Origin of the sequence: Nonomuraea mangrovi (assembly GCF_042681425.1) — a bacterium.
Taxonomy (GTDB): Bacteria; Actinomycetota; Actinomycetes; order Streptosporangiales; family Streptosporangiaceae; genus Nonomuraea; species Nonomuraea mangrovi.
Genome location: NZ_JBHUFV010000047.1, coordinates 272866 through 288229 on the forward strand (window position 1 = coordinate 272866; position 15364 = coordinate 288229).

At 68.8% G+C, this 15364-nt stretch carries 16 protein-coding genes and 1 riboswitch; of the genes, 8 read left to right on the plus strand and 8 right to left on the minus strand.

What is annotated here, in order from left to right; translation table 11 throughout:
- Positions 1-13: 13 nt before the first annotated feature.
- Positions 14-217 carry a cold-shock protein gene (locus tag ACFSKW_RS31410; protein WP_358126354.1) on the minus strand — a complete coding sequence of 68 codons (204 nt, stop codon included), beginning with the start codon at positions 215-217 and terminating at the stop codon, positions 14-16.
- Between the two features lie 141 nt (positions 218-358).
- Here ACFSKW_RS31410 and ACFSKW_RS31415 point away from each other — a divergent pair, with 141 nt between their 5' ends.
- A complete protein-coding gene (locus tag ACFSKW_RS31415; RefSeq protein WP_379576089.1) occupies positions 359-742 on the plus strand; it encodes an antibiotic biosynthesis monooxygenase family protein in 384 nt (127 codons plus the stop codon).
- On the opposite strand, the gene ACFSKW_RS31420 is transcribed toward ACFSKW_RS31415, so the two are convergent.
- Positions 739-1326: an HD domain-containing protein gene (locus ACFSKW_RS31420; RefSeq protein ID WP_379576090.1), complete on the minus strand. Its 588-nt coding sequence runs from the start codon at positions 1324-1326 to the stop codon at positions 739-741. The two genes, ACFSKW_RS31415 and ACFSKW_RS31420, sit on opposite strands and share 4 nt — an antisense overlap.
- Before the next feature lie 96 nt (positions 1327-1422).
- On the opposite strand from ACFSKW_RS31420, the gene ACFSKW_RS31425 reads away from it, so the two are divergent.
- Positions 1423-3054: a heparinase II/III domain-containing protein gene (locus ACFSKW_RS31425; protein ID WP_379576091.1), complete on the plus strand. Its 1632-nt coding sequence runs from the start codon at positions 1423-1425 to the stop codon at positions 3052-3054.
- Between the two features lie 173 nt (positions 3055-3227).
- Here ACFSKW_RS31425 and cimA read toward each other — a convergent pair whose 3' ends face one another.
- Complete coding sequence (gene cimA, locus ACFSKW_RS31430) at positions 3228-4802, minus strand: citramalate synthase (protein ID WP_379576092.1); 1575 nt, start codon at positions 4800-4802, stop codon at positions 3228-3230.
- Between the two features lie 175 nt (positions 4803-4977).
- Positions 4978-5589, minus strand: coding sequence for a DsbA family protein (locus ACFSKW_RS31435; RefSeq protein WP_379576093.1), 612 nt, complete (start codon positions 5587-5589; stop codon positions 4978-4980).
- Between the two features lie 107 nt (positions 5590-5696).
- Between ACFSKW_RS31435 and ACFSKW_RS31440 the strand changes: the two genes are divergently transcribed.
- From ACFSKW_RS31440 to ACFSKW_RS31460, 5 genes are all read left to right on the plus strand, one after another.
- The gene (locus ACFSKW_RS31440; protein WP_379576094.1) at positions 5697-6341 is read left to right on the plus strand and encodes an O-methyltransferase; all 645 of its coding nucleotides are present in this window, start codon (positions 5697-5699) and stop codon (positions 6339-6341) included.
- Between the two features lie 26 nt (positions 6342-6367).
- Positions 6368-7024 (plus strand): Uma2 family endonuclease, encoded by a 657-nt coding sequence (locus ACFSKW_RS31445; protein ID WP_379576095.1) that lies wholly within the window; start codon positions 6368-6370, stop codon positions 7022-7024.
- Positions 6985-7566: a GNAT family N-acetyltransferase gene (locus tag ACFSKW_RS31450; RefSeq protein ID WP_379576096.1), complete on the plus strand. Its 582-nt coding sequence runs from the start codon at positions 6985-6987 to the stop codon at positions 7564-7566. The genes ACFSKW_RS31445 and ACFSKW_RS31450 overlap by 40 nt, the downstream gene beginning before the upstream one ends.
- 125 nt (positions 7567-7691) lie before the next feature.
- Complete coding sequence (locus ACFSKW_RS31455; RefSeq protein WP_379576097.1) at positions 7692-8474, plus strand: dienelactone hydrolase family protein; 783 nt, start codon at positions 7692-7694, stop codon at positions 8472-8474.
- A gap of 94 nt (positions 8475-8568) precedes the next feature.
- Positions 8569-9372: an MOSC domain-containing protein gene (locus ACFSKW_RS31460; protein WP_379576098.1), complete on the plus strand. Its 804-nt coding sequence runs from the start codon at positions 8569-8571 to the stop codon at positions 9370-9372.
- Positions 9373-9476: 104 nt separating this feature from the next.
- Here the strand turns inward: ACFSKW_RS31460 and ACFSKW_RS31465 are convergent, their stop codons facing one another.
- Positions 9477-10574, minus strand: coding sequence for a branched-chain amino acid aminotransferase (locus ACFSKW_RS31465; protein WP_379576099.1), 1098 nt, complete (start codon positions 10572-10574; stop codon positions 9477-9479).
- Positions 10575-10782: 208 nt separating this feature from the next.
- Positions 10783-11835 (minus strand): 3-isopropylmalate dehydrogenase, encoded by a 1053-nt coding sequence (locus ACFSKW_RS31470; protein ID WP_379576100.1) that lies wholly within the window; start codon positions 11833-11835, stop codon positions 10783-10785.
- 100 nt (positions 11836-11935) lie between these two features.
- Positions 11936-12080: riboswitch (cyclic di-AMP (ydaO/yuaA leader) on the plus strand.
- A gap of 168 nt (positions 12081-12248) precedes the next feature.
- Between ACFSKW_RS31470 and ACFSKW_RS31475 the strand changes: the two genes are divergently transcribed.
- Positions 12249-12737: a C40 family peptidase gene (locus ACFSKW_RS31475; RefSeq protein WP_379576101.1), complete on the plus strand. Its 489-nt coding sequence runs from the start codon at positions 12249-12251 to the stop codon at positions 12735-12737.
- Positions 12738-13037: 300 nt separating this feature from the next.
- Here ACFSKW_RS31475 and ACFSKW_RS31480 read toward each other — a convergent pair whose 3' ends face one another.
- Together ACFSKW_RS31480 and serA are read right to left on the minus strand one after the other, a co-directional pair.
- Complete coding sequence (locus ACFSKW_RS31480; RefSeq protein ID WP_379576102.1) at positions 13038-13160, minus strand: hypothetical protein; 123 nt, start codon at positions 13158-13160, stop codon at positions 13038-13040.
- Positions 13161-13599: 439 nt separating this feature from the next.
- A complete protein-coding gene (gene serA, locus ACFSKW_RS31485; protein WP_379576103.1) occupies positions 13600-15189 on the minus strand; it encodes a phosphoglycerate dehydrogenase in 1590 nt (529 codons plus the stop codon).
- Between the last annotated feature and the right edge of the window lie 175 nt (positions 15190-15364).

The window sequence follows — 15364 nt, forward strand, 5'->3', positions numbered from 1 at the left end:
GCTTCATCGTTGGTTACAGCGGGACGACCTGCTCAGCCTGCAGGCCCTTCGGACCACGGGTGGTCTCGAAGGAGACCCGCTGGTTCTCCTCGAGCGAACGGTAGCCGTTGGTGGCGATAGCCGAGTAGTGCACGAACACGTCCGCGCTACCGTCGTCGGGCGCGATGAACCCGAAGCCCTTCTCGGCGTTGAACCACTTAACGGTGCCTTCAGACAACTGCTTCTCCTTCTGACTGCCTCGCCACTGACGCGAGGCTGCGTTGCGGACCCTACCCCGCATTCCGCGATGTGGCGGACCAAAGCGTGAAGCCGAGCGCCAATGGCGGGCAAAAAGATGTCATATGGGAGGCTGGAAGCCATGTCCGTAGTGAAGATCAACGTCCTGTCCGTCCCCGCCGAGATGCGCGAGGAGCTCGAACGGCGCTTCTCCGGGCGCGCGGGGATGGTCGAGGCCTCCGACGGTTTCGAGTGGTTCGAGCTGCTGCGCCCGGTCGAGGGCACCGACAGCTACCTCGTCTACACGCGCTGGCGCAGCGAGGAGGACTTCCAGAACTGGCAGTCCAGCAGGGCGTTCCAGGCCGGGCACGCGCAGGCGGCGGGCCAGGGCCAGGGACACGGCCAGGAGCCCGGCCAGGGACACGGCCAGCCGGGCCAGGGCCACGGTCACGGGCAGGGCCCGGCCGCCACGGGCTCGGAGCTCTGGTCCTTCGAGGTCGTGGAGAGCGCGGGGCCGAAGGCCTAGGCGTCCAGCGGGTTGGCCGCCATGCGGGCGGCCAACCCGCCGCGGACGAACGTCCCCGCCAGGCTGTCCGGCTTGCGCTCGGCCTGGCTCTCGAAGCAGGCGACGAACTCCTTGGCGAGGCCGAGGCGGGGATAGCGGGCCAGCACCTCCGCCCGAAGGGCGGCGGGGATGGCCTCGGTGTTGCGCCCCGAGATGTCCATGCCGGTGGACAGTTCGAGCAGGTGCCCCTCCGGGTCCTGCTCGACGTCCACCTCGTCCCACATGTGACGCACGATCACCTCGGCCGCGCGCTGCCGCCGCTCCACCGGCCAGCCCGCGCCCGCGCCGAACACCCACGCCACGTGCCCTCCCGCCTCCTCGAACGGGACGGAGTGGTTGTCGAAGGCCGTCGCGAGCCCCAGATCGTGCAACATGGCCGACACGTAGAGCAGCTCGGCGTCGAAGGAGATGCCGCGTTCCTGGGCGTACGCGGCGGCCCAGAGGTAGGCCCTGACGGAGTGGTTGAGCAGCGCGGGCGTGTGGAAGGCGGTCGCCACTTCGAGCGAGGTCCTGCAGGCCGTTGTGTCGGGAATCACGAGGTTCATGCCGTCACGATAACGATGTCCCATACCGGCTTGACCAGGTGATCTTATTCCGGACAGCATGTTCCGCCCCCTCGGTTCTGCCCGGAAGGATCTGGCGTGCGCCGCCTCGCTATCCCCCTTGCCCTCCTGCTCGCCCTCGGAGGGCTGATCCACCCGGCGAGCGCGGCGGTGAAACGCACGCCCGAGTGCCAGGGCGACTGGTTGCCCGCCACTCCGACGGCCGGCGAGGTGATGAAGGGCGAGATCTCCTTCCTGGACCTGCCGCCCGTCAAGGTCGGCCAGGACGTCAACTGGCGCGCCAACCCCTACAACAACCGCTCGTGGGCCATGGTGTTCCACTCGCTGCGCTGGATGGGCCGGCTGGTCGCCGAGTACGAGGGCAACGGCGAGGAGCGCTACCTCGCCAGGGCCACCGAGATCGCCAAGGACTGGGTCAAGGACAATCCGCGCCGCGGCGCCGCCAGCCCCTACGCGTGGGCCGAGCACCCGATCGCGCTGCGCGCCCCCGCGCTGGTGTGCCTGAGCAAGCACGTCGACGCCCCCTGGCTCAAGGCGAGCCTGGCCGAGCACGCCAGGGTGCTCGGCGACGACCGCCTGTACGAGTGGGGCCACAACCACGGCATCGACCAGGACATCGCGCTGCTCGGCATCGGCTGCCGCCTGGGCGACAGGCGCTGGCAGGACCACGCGATCAAGCGGCTCACCAAGACCGTGCGGCTCGACATCGACTCGCAGGGAGCGCTCATGGAGCAGGCTCCCCGCTACGCGATCTACGTCCACGACCGGCTCAAGGTCGCGATGGACAACCTCAAGGACTGCGGCCGCAAGGTGCCGGGCGAGATCTCCGACCGTTGGGGCAGGCTCGGTGGCTTCATCATGCACTCCACCAGGCCCAACGGCTACATGGTGCCCATCGGCGACGGCGGCGCCGACCACGAGCCCACCGGCTTCGCCAGCCCCTCCGAGAAGACCAAGGTCTTCAGGGCCGGCTACGTGTACGGCAGGACGTCCTGGAACAAGCCCGAGTCGGCCTTCTACTCCATCAGGTTCGGCCCGGGCACCAAGTTCCACGGCCACGAGGACCACCTCGGCGTCACCTACTACGCCCACGGCAGGGACGTGCTCGTCGACACCGGCTTCCACTCCTACGAGTCCACCCGCTACAGGTACTGGACCATGTCCCCCGAGGCGCACAACGTGCCGACCGTGGCCGGCGCCCGCTTCAGGCCCAGGACCGCCACCAAGCTGACCAGGACCTCCTACGACAAGGACCGCCAGCGCTACCGGCTCACCGACAAGGCGTACGGCGTGAGCCGTACCAGGTCGGTGCTCGTCAACCACGACCAGGACGTCATGGCCGTCCTGGACACGGCGGGCGGCGGCAAGAAGGTCGGCAACATCTGGCGCTTCGACTCCGCGCTCAAGGAGGTCTCGAACGGCGGCGGCAAGGTCGTGCTGGGCGACGGGAAGTTCAAGGTCAGCCTGGTGCAGCTGGACGGCTGCGCGCCGCTGGGCGGGCAGAAGGTGGAGCGGGGCGGGAAGCTCGGCTGGGTGTCACCCACGTACATGGCCAAGAACCCGGCCACCGTGGTCGTCTCGCCTGCCGGTCGTTCGATCCTGACGGTGATCGTGCCGGGGACCGACCAGCCCAAGGTGTCGTGCGGTGGCGGGAAGGTGACCGTACAGACGGCTGACGGCCCGGTCACCTTCAAGGCCTCGATCTTCTAGCCGCCGCGCGCGGAACCCCGGGGCGGACCGGTGCCGCTCCGGGGCAGGCGACGCGGCGGCCCGGGGCGGGGTCGTCACACCCCGGGACAGGCGACGCGGCGGCCCTGGGCGGTCACACCCTGGGTAGGCGACGCGCGGCGGCTCTGGGGGCGTGCCGCCGCGGGGACCGCGTGTTACAGCTCCCGGCCCGAGCGCAGGAGACCGAACGTGACGGCCTGCTCCAGCGCCTGCCAGCTGGCCTCGATGATGTTCTCGTCGACCCCGACGGTCGCCCACTCGCCGCTCTCGTCGCTCGAGGTGATGAGGACGCGGGTGATGGCGCCCGTGCCGTGCGAGCCCTCCAGGATGCGGACCTTGTAGTCGACCAGCTCCAGCTTGGCCAGCTCGGGGTAGAGCTTCTCCAGCGCGAACCTGACCGCCTTGTCGAGCGCGTTGACGGGGCCGTTGCCCTCGCCGGTGGCGACGATGCGCTCCCCCTTGGCGTGGACCTTGACCGTGGCCTCGCTGACCACCTCGCCGCCCTTCGTGCGCTCCACGATCACCCGCCACGACTCGACCTCGAAGTGGCGCTTGCGCGCGCCGTGGACGGTGTCGCGCAGGAGCAGTTCGAAGGAGGCGTCGGCGGCCTCGAACGTGTAGCCCTTGGCCTCCAGGTCCTTCACCCTGCCCACCAGCGTCTTGGTGGACTCTGGGGTCAGCTCGTAGCCCAGCTCCCTGCCCTTGAGCTCGACCGAGGCGCGCCCGGCCATGTCGGAGACCAGCATGCGCATGTCGTTGCCGACCTTCGCGGGATCGATGTGCTGGTAGAGGTTGGGGTCGACCTTGATGGCGCTGGCGTGCAGGCCCGCCTTGTGCGCGAAGGCGGAGGTGCCCACGTAGGGCGCGTGGGAGTTGGGCGTGACGTTGGTGACCTCGGTGATCGCGTGCGCGATGCGGGTCATGTCGGCCAGCGCCTCCGGCGGCACGAGGTCGAAGCCGCGCTTGAGCTGGAGGTTGGCGACGACGCTGAAGAGGTTGGCGTTGCCGGAGCGCTCGCCGTAACCGTTGGCGCAGCCCTGCACGTGCGTGGCGCCCGCCTTGACGGCGGCGAGCGTGTTGGCGACCGCGCAGCCGGTGTCGTCGTGGCAGTGGATGCCGACGCGGGCGCTGGTCTGCACGGCCGCGTGGACGACCTCGGCGAGCTCGTCGGGCAGCATGCCGCCGTTGGTGTCGCACAGGGCGATGACGTCGGCCCCCGCCTCGGCGGCGGTCGTGAGCACCTCCAGCGCGTACGCTGGGTTGGAGATGTAGCCGTCGAAGAAGTGCTCGGCGTCGAGGAAGACACGCTGTCCCCCCGCACGAAGGTGAGAAACCGTATCGCGGATCATCGCGAGGTTCTCCTTGAGGCTCGTGCGGAGGGCCAGCTCCACGTGCCGGTCGTGACTCTTGGCGACAAGGGTCACGACCGGCGCGCCGGATTCGCGCAGAGCGGCCACCAATGGGTCGTCGGCTGCCTTCACACCGGCCCGGCGGGTCGCGCCGAACGCGGCTAGCTGCGCGTGCTTCAGGTCGAGCTCTGTTCGAGCGCGCCTGAAGAACTCTGTGTCCTTGGGGTTGGCGCCGGGCCAGCCCCCCTCGATGAAGCCGACGCCCAGGCCGTCCAGGTGCCGCGCGACAGCGAGCTTGTCGGCGACGCTGAGGTTCAAGCCCTCCTGCTGTGCGCCGTCTCGCAGCGTGGTGTCGTAGACGTGGAAACGGTCGTCGGCCATCGAGATCTCCTGAGGAAAAGAAAAAGACCCCTCACGGACGTGAGAGGTCTGCGCGCTGGCTCTGTCCTTTGTCAGCCAGCGCGCCTGCCGATAATGAGCAGACCGAAGTACATGGTGCTTGTGAGTCTGCCATACGGATTCACCATTTGGCACATCGATCTCATATGCCGGGACGTCATACCGAGGTGCCCTGCTGGTCGAGAACCGACAGGTCCCGGATGGGCTGCCCGTCGAGCAGCAACGTGGGGGTGCCGTCGATCCTGATCCTGGAGTTGTCCTCGAGGTGGCGCTCGGCGTGGCGCTGGGAGGTCACGCACTCCGCGAACGCCGAGTCCGTCACGCCCGCCTTTTCGCCCGCGGCGACGAGCTCCGCCACCGTGTAGCCCGACGCCTCGCCGTGCGGCGCCGGCTGGATGCCGTACAGCTGGGAGCGGAAGGCCAGCCAGTTGGCCGAGGGGACACAGCGCGCGGCGGCCGCGGCCCTGATGGAGTTCGAGCGCGACGGCTCCTCCGTGAAGATCGTCACGGTGTGGAAGACGACCATGAGCCTGCCCTCGTCGACCATCTGCTCGAGACGGGATTGCGAGGTGTCGTGCAGCTGCTTGCAGTAGGGGCAGTCGAAGTCCTCGAACACGTCGAGCACCGGGGCGCTGACACCCGGCCTGGCCAGCAGCATCGACCCGTCGGCCTGCCGGACGAGCCTCACCTCCTGCGCGGCGCTCCCCTTCGGGAGACCGGCGATGATCAGCATTCCCGCGAGTACGGCCAGCGCCACGAAAGCGCCCACCAGTCGGGAACGACCCCGCCTCTCAACCGTCAACTCCACGTATGGCTCCGCCCATAAGATCCACTTTTGACCGCGTGTCAGCCTATCTCGGCGGGAGAATGGGACCCATGAAGGCGTCCTACCTCTCGCCCGCCGTCGGGCAGTACATCATGGCCCACGCCACTCCGGCCGACGACCTGCTGGACGAGCTGGCCGCCGAGACGCGCGAGGTCACCGGCGCCCACGCGGGCATGCAGATCACGCCCGACCAGGGCCGCTTCCTCACCATGATCACCCAGCTCGTCCGCCCCGCCCTCGCCGTGGAGGTCGGCACCTTCACCGGCTACTCCTCGCTCTGCATCGCCCGCGGCCTGTCCGGCGGGCGGTTGCGCTGCTTCGACGTCAGCGAGGAATGGACCTCGATCGCCAAGCGGTACTGGGAGAAGGCGGGGGTCTCCTCGCGGATCACGCTCACCATCGGGCCGGCGGCCGACGCCCTGCGCGCGCTGGACGAGGAGATCGACCTGGCCTTCATCGACGCGGACAAGGCGCAGTACCCGACCTACTACGAGCTGGTGATGGACCGGCTGCGGCACGGCGGGCTGATCATGGTGGACAACACGCTGTGGAGCGGCTACGTCGCCGACCCCTCCTACGAGGACGCGACGACGCGGGGGATCCGCGAGTTCAACGACCTGGTGAAGAACGACCCGCGCGTGACGTCGGTGATCCTTCCCATGGCGGACGGGCTGACGATGATTCGAAAGAACTAGCGAACCGTCCTGCTACCATCGGTGACGTGTCGACCACCCACCGCTCCCCCAGCACAGACCGCGGACGAGCGGTCACGATGTGGGATCGCGCCCGCTCACTCCTCCCCGGCCACCGCGTGGAGCTCATCGACGGCAGGATCGTGGTGAACGACGCGCCGACCCGCCGCCAGACCGAGCTCGTCGCCACCCTGCTCAAGCTGCTCGCCGACAAGGTCGTCGAGCAAGGCTGGACGGTCCACACCGACATCACGGTCTTTCTCGGCGCGCGGGCCGATCGCTACGTTCCCGACCTGGTCGTCGTCCCCCGCGGGCCGCGTATGCGGGGAGCCGGCGAGGTTCACGGCGAGGACACGCACCTCGTCGTCGATGTCGTCGCGGCCTGCAGCGTTCACGACGACCGCGTCACCAAGCCGCGCGAGCACGCCAGAGCGGGCGTCCCCCTCCACCTGGTCGTCGATCCTGAAGCGGGCACCGCCACTCTCCACAGCCTGCCGGCGGACGAGGGATACCGCAGGCACGTCCGGGCGGACCTCGGCACGCCTGTCCAGCTGCCGGAGCCGTGGGCGCTCACCCTGGACACCCGCTCGCTCATCGGCTCCGGCGAGCCGAAACCGATTCACCCGGCTAGTTTCGTCGGGGCAGAATGCGTGGCGTGCACATCACGCTGGAGACCGAGCGGCTGACCCTGCGCCGACTCACCGAGGACGATCTGGACAACCTGTTCGCGCTGAACAACGACCCTGAGGTCATGCGCTTCCTCAACGGCGGCAAGCCCGTGCCTCGCGAGGAGATCAGGGATGTCGGGCTGCCCGCGCTCCTGGCCTACTACGACCGTCCGGGCGGGTTCGGCTTCTGGGCCGCCGAGGAGAAGGCCACAGGGGAGTTCATCGGCTGGTTCCATTTCAGGCCGGGGAAGGACGCCCCTCCGGGGGAGCTCGAGCTCGGCTACCGGCTGCGGAGGTCGGCCTGGGGCAAGGGCTACGGCACCGAGGGATCGCGCGCGCTGATCGATCGAGGGTTCACCGAGCAGGGCGTGGAGCGCGTGACCGCCTACACGATGGCGGTGAACACCGGGTCCAGAAGGGTGATGGAGAAGTCGGGGCTGACGTTCGTGCGCACGTTCTTCGAGGACTGGCCCGAGGCCATCGAAGGGTCGGAGCACGGCGAGGTCGAATACGCGTTGACGAAATCCGAATGGGCGGCGGCCCGTGAGCAGCGCCATTAAGAGTGACCAAATCTCTATCGACAAGAACTGTTGAATATTACTTTTACCTGATATGATGAACGTCATATCCTGAATTCCTTGTTAGCCTTTCGTGCGGTTATTCGGACCCACGACAAGGAATCCCCATGTGCTACGACGCCGACGCCGTCCCACCCGTCCACGCCCCCGCTGTCACCAGGGTCGCGGCGGCCGGGCCGGTGACGCTCACCTCCGCCGACGGCACCCTTTTCGCGGCTTTTCTCGCCCGCCCCGAACAGCCGTCCGGGGCGGGCGTGCTCGTCCTGCCGGACAACAACGGCCTCTCCCCTTTCTACGAGACCCTCACCACCCGCCTGGCAGAACAGGGGCATCCGGCGATCGCCATCGACTATTTCGGCCGGACCGCGGGCACCGATTACGCACATCGCGACGCCGAATTCACCTCGATGGGAAATCTCATGCGGCATCTCGGAGAACTCACTCCCGCCGGTCTCGACGCCGACATCACCGCGGCCACCGACCGGCTGCGCTCGATCGGCGCCCTGGACCTGTTCTCCCTGGGCTTCTGCTTCGGCGGCCGCCAGGCCTTCCGGTCCGCCGCCACCCGGTTCGGCCTGGCGGGCTCGGTCGGCTTCTACGGCTTCCCCGGTCCGATCAACGGCGCGCCAGGGCCCATCCAGCTCGCCGCCGATCTGTCCACGCCGATCCTGGCCCTGTGGGGCGGAGCGGACGACGGCATCCCGGCCGCCATGGTCGGCGCCTTCGACGAGGCGCTGACCGAAGCGGGATGCCCGCATGAGTTCGTCACCTACCCTGGCGCGCCGCACGGCTTCTTCGAGCTCACCGCGCAGGATTTCGTGGAGGCCTGCGCCGACGCCTGGCGGCGGGTGCTCGACTTCGTCGCCACGCATCGAAGCCCTCAAATGTGACGAACTTCTGTCAGATAACCGCGCCTTCTCTGGCCTCGTGCGGACACCCGGCCGTAGCCTTCCGGCGCGTACCTGACAGAAACGGGGCACCTTCATGGCAACGGTAGGCGGGCTGATCTCGTACCCGGTCAAAGGCTGCGCGGGCGTGCCCGCCCGCGTGTCGCCGCTCACCCGGGCGGGACTCGCGCACGACCGCAGCTTCATGGTCACCGACCCGTCGGGCGGGTTCCGCAGCCAGCGCCGCGACCCGCGGCTGGCCGTCATCCGGCCCGCCGTCGAGGCCGACGGCACGCGACTCGCGCTGAGCGCGCCAGGCGTCGCCGACCTGCACCTCGACGTGGATCTCGACGCGGCGCGCAGGGACGTCGTCCTGTTCGGCGCCCCCTACCGGGGCATCGACCAGGGCGAGCGTGCCGCGGAATGGCTCTCCCGTGTGCTCGCCGTGCCCAGCAGGCTCGTGAGGGTCCCGCCCGACCACGACAGGGTGACCGACGGCCGGACACCGGGGACGTCCGGATACGCCGACAGCAGCCCCGTCCACGCCATCTCCCAGGCCTCGCTGGACGAGCTCAACCGGCGGCTGGGCGCTTCTTCCCTTCCGATGTCACGTTTCCGGCCCAACATCGTGATCGACGGATGGGACGAACCCCACCTGGAAGACCTGATCGGCCACGTCCGCATCGGGGACACCGAACTGGGCTTCGCCAAGCGGGCCATCAGATGCGCCGTCACGATGGTCGACCAGCGCACGGGGACGAAGGCGGGCCCCGAGCCGCTGCGCACGCTCGCCACCTACCGCAGGGCGGCCGAGGGCGGGATCGCGTTCGGCGTCAAGCTGTCCGTCCTGCGCCCCGGCAGGCTGGCCGTCGGCGACGCGCTGGTCGCGAGCGACCCCTGATCACGTCCTCGCAGGTGGGAGACCTGCAGGTCCGGGCGACGGCCACGAGCCCCGGAGCGCGAAGACGCTACGCGCCCGGGGAAGGGCTCAACGGACGAACGAGGTCAGGAGAGCTTGTGGATCCAGTGGTGGGTGTCGGGACGCGTGCCGTACTGGATGCCCAGCAGTTCCTCACGCACCTTCATGGTCACCGGACCCGGCGTGCCGTCGCCGATCGTCCAGGCGCGGTCGGCGCCCTTCACCGACCCGACCGGGGTCACGACCGCCGCCGTGCCGCACGCGAACACCTCGGTGAGCTCGCCGGACTCGCACCCGGCCTGCCACTCCTCGATCGAGATGCGGCCCTCCTCGGCCTCCAGTCCCAGGTCGGCGGCCAGGGACAGGATGGAGTCGCGGGTGATGCCGGGCAGCAGGGTGCCGGTCAGCGCGGGGGTGAAGAGCTTGTTGCCGAAGACGAAGAACAGGTTCATCCCGCCCATCTCCTCGACGTACCTGTGCTCGTTGGAGTCGAGCCAGACCACCTGGTCGCACCCGTTAGCGACAGCCTCGCGCTGGGCGACGAAGGCGCCGGCGTAGTTGCCGCCGCACTTGGCCGCGCCGGTCCCGCCGGGGGCGGCGCGGGTGTACTCGGTGGACAGCCACACCGACACCGGCTGCACGCCGCCGCTGAAGTAGGAGGCGGCGGGCGAGGCGATGACCATGTACTTGTAGGTCTTGGACGGGTAGTTGACGCCCAGCCCGACCTGGGTCGCGATGATGAAGGGCCGCAGGTAGAGGCTGTGTCCCTCGGTGGTGGGGACCCACTCGCGGTCGGTCTGGACGAGCAGGTCCAGGGACTCGACGAAGGTGTCCTCGGGCAGTTCGGGCATGGCCATCCGGACGCAGGAGGCGTTGAAGCGGGCGGCGTTCGCGTACGGCCTGAACGTGGCGATCGACCCGTTGGTCTGGCGGTAGGCCTTGAGTCCCTCGAACAGCTCCTGCGCGTAGTGGAAGACCGAGGTCGCGGGGTCGAGGACGAGCGGCCCGTACGGCATGAGCCGCGCGTCGTGCCAGCCCCTGCCCTCGGTGTAGTCGATCGAGATCATGTGATCGGTGAAGGTCTGCCCGAACCCCGGGCTCGCCAGTACCTGCTCACGCTCCGCCGCAGTGCGAGCGTGGTCGGAGAGCTGCACATCGAAGCTGAGCTTCTGAGCGGTGGTCATGACGGAAATCCTTCTCTTTTCGCGAGATTTGCCCTGAGTCCATTTTGCGATGAACCGGGTAACGGGAACTTACAGCAAACGCCTGGCGATCTCGCGAGCCGCCAGGCGCTCAATGTGGTATCCAGGCGGCTACGCGCTCGCCGGATCCAGGACAGTATGGACCCGGCCGAAGGGCGCCAGGCCGCCTGTGGTGCTGAGTGGCAGGCGGTCAGGCGCCGCCGGCTACTCGTGCGGTGATGTCGTCACCGATCTCGTGCGTCGTACGGCCGGCCCATCCCGCCAGGCGTTCCACGATGTCGTCGGCGACGGCCTGCTCGACGCGGGCCGCCTCCTCGGTCAGGCCGAGGTGGTCGAGCATCATGGCGACGGACAGGATGGTGGCGGTCGGGTCGGCCTTGCCCTGGCCCGCGATGTCGGGCGCGCTGCCGTGGACCGGCTCGAACATGCTGGGCGCGGTCCTGTCGGGGTTGATGTTGCCGCTGGCGGCCAGGCCGATGCCGCCGGCGATGGCGGCGCCGATGTCGGTGATGATGTCGCCGAACAGGTTGTCGGTGACGATCACGTCGAAGCGCTCCGGCTGGTTGACGAAGAACATCGAGGCGGCGTCGACGTGCTGGTACTCGGTGGTGACGTCGGGGAAGTCCGCGGCGACCCGGTTGAGGGTGCGCATCCAGAGGTCGCCCGCGTAGGCGAGCACGTTGGTCTTGTGGACCAGCGTGAGCTTCTTGCGGGGACGCTCGGCGGCCTTGGCGAAGGCGTAGCGGATCACACGCTCGACGCCGAAGGCGGTGTTGAGGGAGTCCTGGGTGGCGACCTCGTGCGGGGTGCCGCGACGCAGGACGCCGCCGGCGCCGGCGTAGAGGCTCTCCGTGCCCTCGCGGACGACGATCATGTCGATGTCCTCGGGGCGGGTGTCGGCCAGCGGGGTCTCCACGCCGGGGAAGAGCTTCACCGGGCGCAGGTTGACGTAGTGGTCGAGCTCGAAGCGGAGTCGGAGCAGCAGGTCGCGCTCGAGGATCCCTGGCGGGACGCTCGGGTCGCCGATCGCGCCGAGCAGGATGGCGTCGTAGCCGCGCAGTTCCTGCAGGGTTTCGTCGGTGAGGGTCTCACCGGTGGCGTTGTAACGGGTGGCACCCAGATCGTAGTGAGTGGTGTCGATCTTGGCGCCGACCGCCTCCAGGACCTTGAGCCCTTCGGCGACGACCTCGGTGCCGATCCCGTCACCGGGAATGACGGCCAGACGAATGTTGCGCGACTCCATGGCCGGTACCTTACCGGGTCGTCTCGGCTGTCGAACACCGCATCTCATTTTCCGGACACGGCGTTTTGTCGGGTTTGCGGTCTTTTGACCCTTTCGTTAGAGTCCCTGCCAGCCTAATCCGCTGCGACGTTCGCACGGAGCCGGGGACCCATTCCCCCTTGGGGCGAATCGGCACCCCCATGCCGTAGGGCGGCTTCCACGCCCGAGCCCGTCAGCTAACCCGGTCGGCCCCGTGGAAGGACATTCCCCTGTCTCGCATCGTCACGGCCGCCGTCCTCGGTGGCCTCCTCGCCGCAGGATCAGCCGCCGCCGCCTCCCCCGCGTCGGCCACCCCCATCCAGGTCGAGACCCTGAAGAGCCAGTCGGTCCAACCTGACGACACCAAGCCCGTACAGGGCGACCCCGCTCGCACGATGACCATCACCGGAGCGGACATCAAGAAGGCCCAGCTCAAGCAGATACCCAAGCCCGCATGGCAGATCGCACTGAAGTTCGCGATGTCCAAACGGGGCACCCCGTACGTCTGGGGCGGCACCAGCCCGAGCGGCTACGACTGCTCGGGACTGATGCTGAGGGCCTACGAGAAGGCGGGGATCGAGCTTCCCCGCGTGGCACGCGACCAGTACCAGGCATTCGACAAGAAGATCAAGTGGGAGAACCTGAAGCCCGGCGACCTGGTCTTCTTCAGCAACCTCGGGCACGTCGGGATGATCTCCAAGGACGGCTACATGGTGCACGCGCCGCGCAGCGGCGACGTGGTGAAGGAGGAGAAGCTCAGCCCGTGGCGCCGCCAGGCGTTCGTCGGCGCGGTACGGCCTGACCCGAAGGGCGTGGCGCAGTCCCGGCGACTGGTCGAGGTGAAGACCGAGGCGGCCCCCATGTCGCTGCGGGCCACCTTCTAGGCCCGGGCCGCCGAACTCGCGGGAGGTTCCAGCACTCCGGCCCCACGACTGGCACGGAGACACGAGGACTCCCTGGCGCTGTCGCATGACGGAGAACACCGTCAGCGGCCGCGAAAGACGTGAAGATCCGAAGGCTCCCGGAGACACCCCGTTCCGCGGAGCCTTCCGGAGGTTCAGGCGCGCGCATGAGCCCGGGAATCACAGGAGACGGTCGTCTCCTGTGATTCCCGGGCTCATGCGGTTCGAAGGCGAGTGGGTTCACCCCGGTGGAGCAGGGGGAACTCCACCGGGTGGCCCCGTTCAGCGGGGGGAGGGGGAGCCGCCGTTGTCCCTGCGGTCCAGCGCGGTCTGGACGGCCTCCGCCGCCTCCTCATCGTGATCTTCGGCGCGGTTCCATGGATACATGTCGTACACGTGACTCATCTCTTTTCGCGGACGCGAGTGGATCGGACGTCGGATCCCGGTCGCGAATCCGACCGGGCCTGGTCTCGTGCGGTCCGGATCACGGACCGGACGGAGGGGGCTTAAGGCCGACACGACGCCGCTCACCGCGACGGGTGGCCGACCTGCCCTAACAGGCCCCGTCGCGGCTGGTAAGAATGACGAGTACCCAGCGCATCCATTCCAAAGTACCTGGCACGGCCCCGGCTGTCTCGTAGGACGTCCGAATATCTCACTATTTGAGACGCCGTTGCGGTGGCGCGCGAGCGCTCCCGAGGAGCGTCCCCTGGACGGAGGGCGGCCGGTGGCCACGGAGGCGCGTGGCACGGCGTGCCGTACGGCGCAGGGAACCGGGAGATGACGGCAAGAAGAACGCCCTCCCGCGCCACAGGGCGGGAGGGCGTCGTGACGCGAGCGGCCGTCAGTCGGTGAGGTCCACCGAGCGCCCGCTGTCGGCGCCGATCTCGCCCACGATCTGGTCCACCACGTCGGCGGGGATCGCCGAGTCGACGGTCAGCGCGATCAGCGCCTTGCCGCCCTTGACGTCCCGCGCCACCTGCATGGAGGCGATGTTGATGCCCTTCTCGCCCAGCAGGTGACCCACGACGCCGACGATGCCCGGCCGGTCGGTGTAGGTGAAGAAGGCCAGATGGTCGGTCGGCTCGATCTCCATCTCGTAGCCGTTGACCTCGACGATCTTGGTGACCTGGCGCGGCCCCGAGAGCGTGCCCGACACCGAGACGGTCCGGCCGTCGGCCAGCACGCCGCGGACGCCGACGACGTTGCGCCAGTCGGGGCTCTCCGAGCTGGTGACCAGCTCGACGGTCAGCCCGCGCTCCTTGGCCAGCAGCGGCGCGTTCACGTAGGTCACCGCGTCCTCGATGACGTCGGTGAAGACGCCCTTGAGCGCGGCCAGCTCCAGCACCCGCACGTCCTGCGAGGCGATCTCGCCGCGCACCTCGATGTCGAGCTTGGTGGCGGTCTCACCGGCGAGCGCGGTGAACACGCGGCCCAGCTTCTCGGCGAGCGGCAGGCCGGGCTTGACTTCCTCGGCGACCACGCCGCCCTGGACGTTGACCGCGTCGGGAACGAACTCGCCGGCGAGGGCGAGCTTGACGCTGCGCGCGACCTGCGTGCCCGCCTTCTCCTGCGCCTCGTGCGTGGAGGCGCCGAGGTGCGGGGTGGCGACGACCTGGTCCAGCTCGAACAGCGGGCTGTCGGTGCAGGGCTCCTTGGCGAACACGTCGAGGCCCGCGCCCGCCACGCGGCCCTCCTTGATCGCGGAGTACAGCGCGGCCTCGTCGACGATGCCGCCGCGGGCCACGTTGATGATCCGCACCGACGGCTTGACCTCGTGCAGTTCCTTGTCGCCGATGAGGCCGATGGTCTCCTTCGACTTCGGCAGGTGCACGGTCAGGAAGTCGGCCGTCCTGATGACCTCGTCGAGGCCGGCCAGCCTGACGCCCATGGCCGCGGCGCGGGCCGGAGGCAGGTAGGGGTCGTAGGCGATCAGCTCGACACCGAACGGCTGCAGCCGCTGCGCGACGAGCTGGCCGATCTTGCCGAGACCGAGGATGCCGACGATCTTCTCGTCGAGCTCGACGCCGGTGTACTTGGACCGCTTCCACTCACCGTTCTTGAGCGCGGCGTGAGCCTGCGCGGTGTTGCGCGCGCTGGCCAGGATGAGCGCGATCGTCTGTTCTGCGGCACTGGTGATGTTGGAGGTGGGCGCGTTCACGACCATGACCCCGGCCTTCGTCGCCGCCTCGACGTCGACGTTGTCGAGGCCGACACCGGCCCGGGCGACGACGCGCAGCTTGGGCGCCGCGGCGATGGCCTCGGCGTCCACCTGGGTGGCGGAGCGGACGATGAGCGCGTCCACGTCGGCGAGCGCGGGTAGGAACTGCGAGCGGTCGGCGCCGTCGGTGTGACGGACTTCGAAGTCTGCGCCGAGCACGGCGAGACCCGCTTCCGACAGCTCCTCTGCGACCAGAACGACGGGCTTGTTCACTGGTGGATCCTTAGGGTCATGCGACGGGCTGAGGGACACGTCAGCGGGCCCCTCGGATCCTTCTGAGTCTATCGGGGCTTGTGAACGCATTCACGAGGGTCTCAGGATCTGGGCGCGCTACCCAGGCGCTGAGCAACTCATCCCAACCGCAGCCAACTTTGTCTTGATCGGGAGA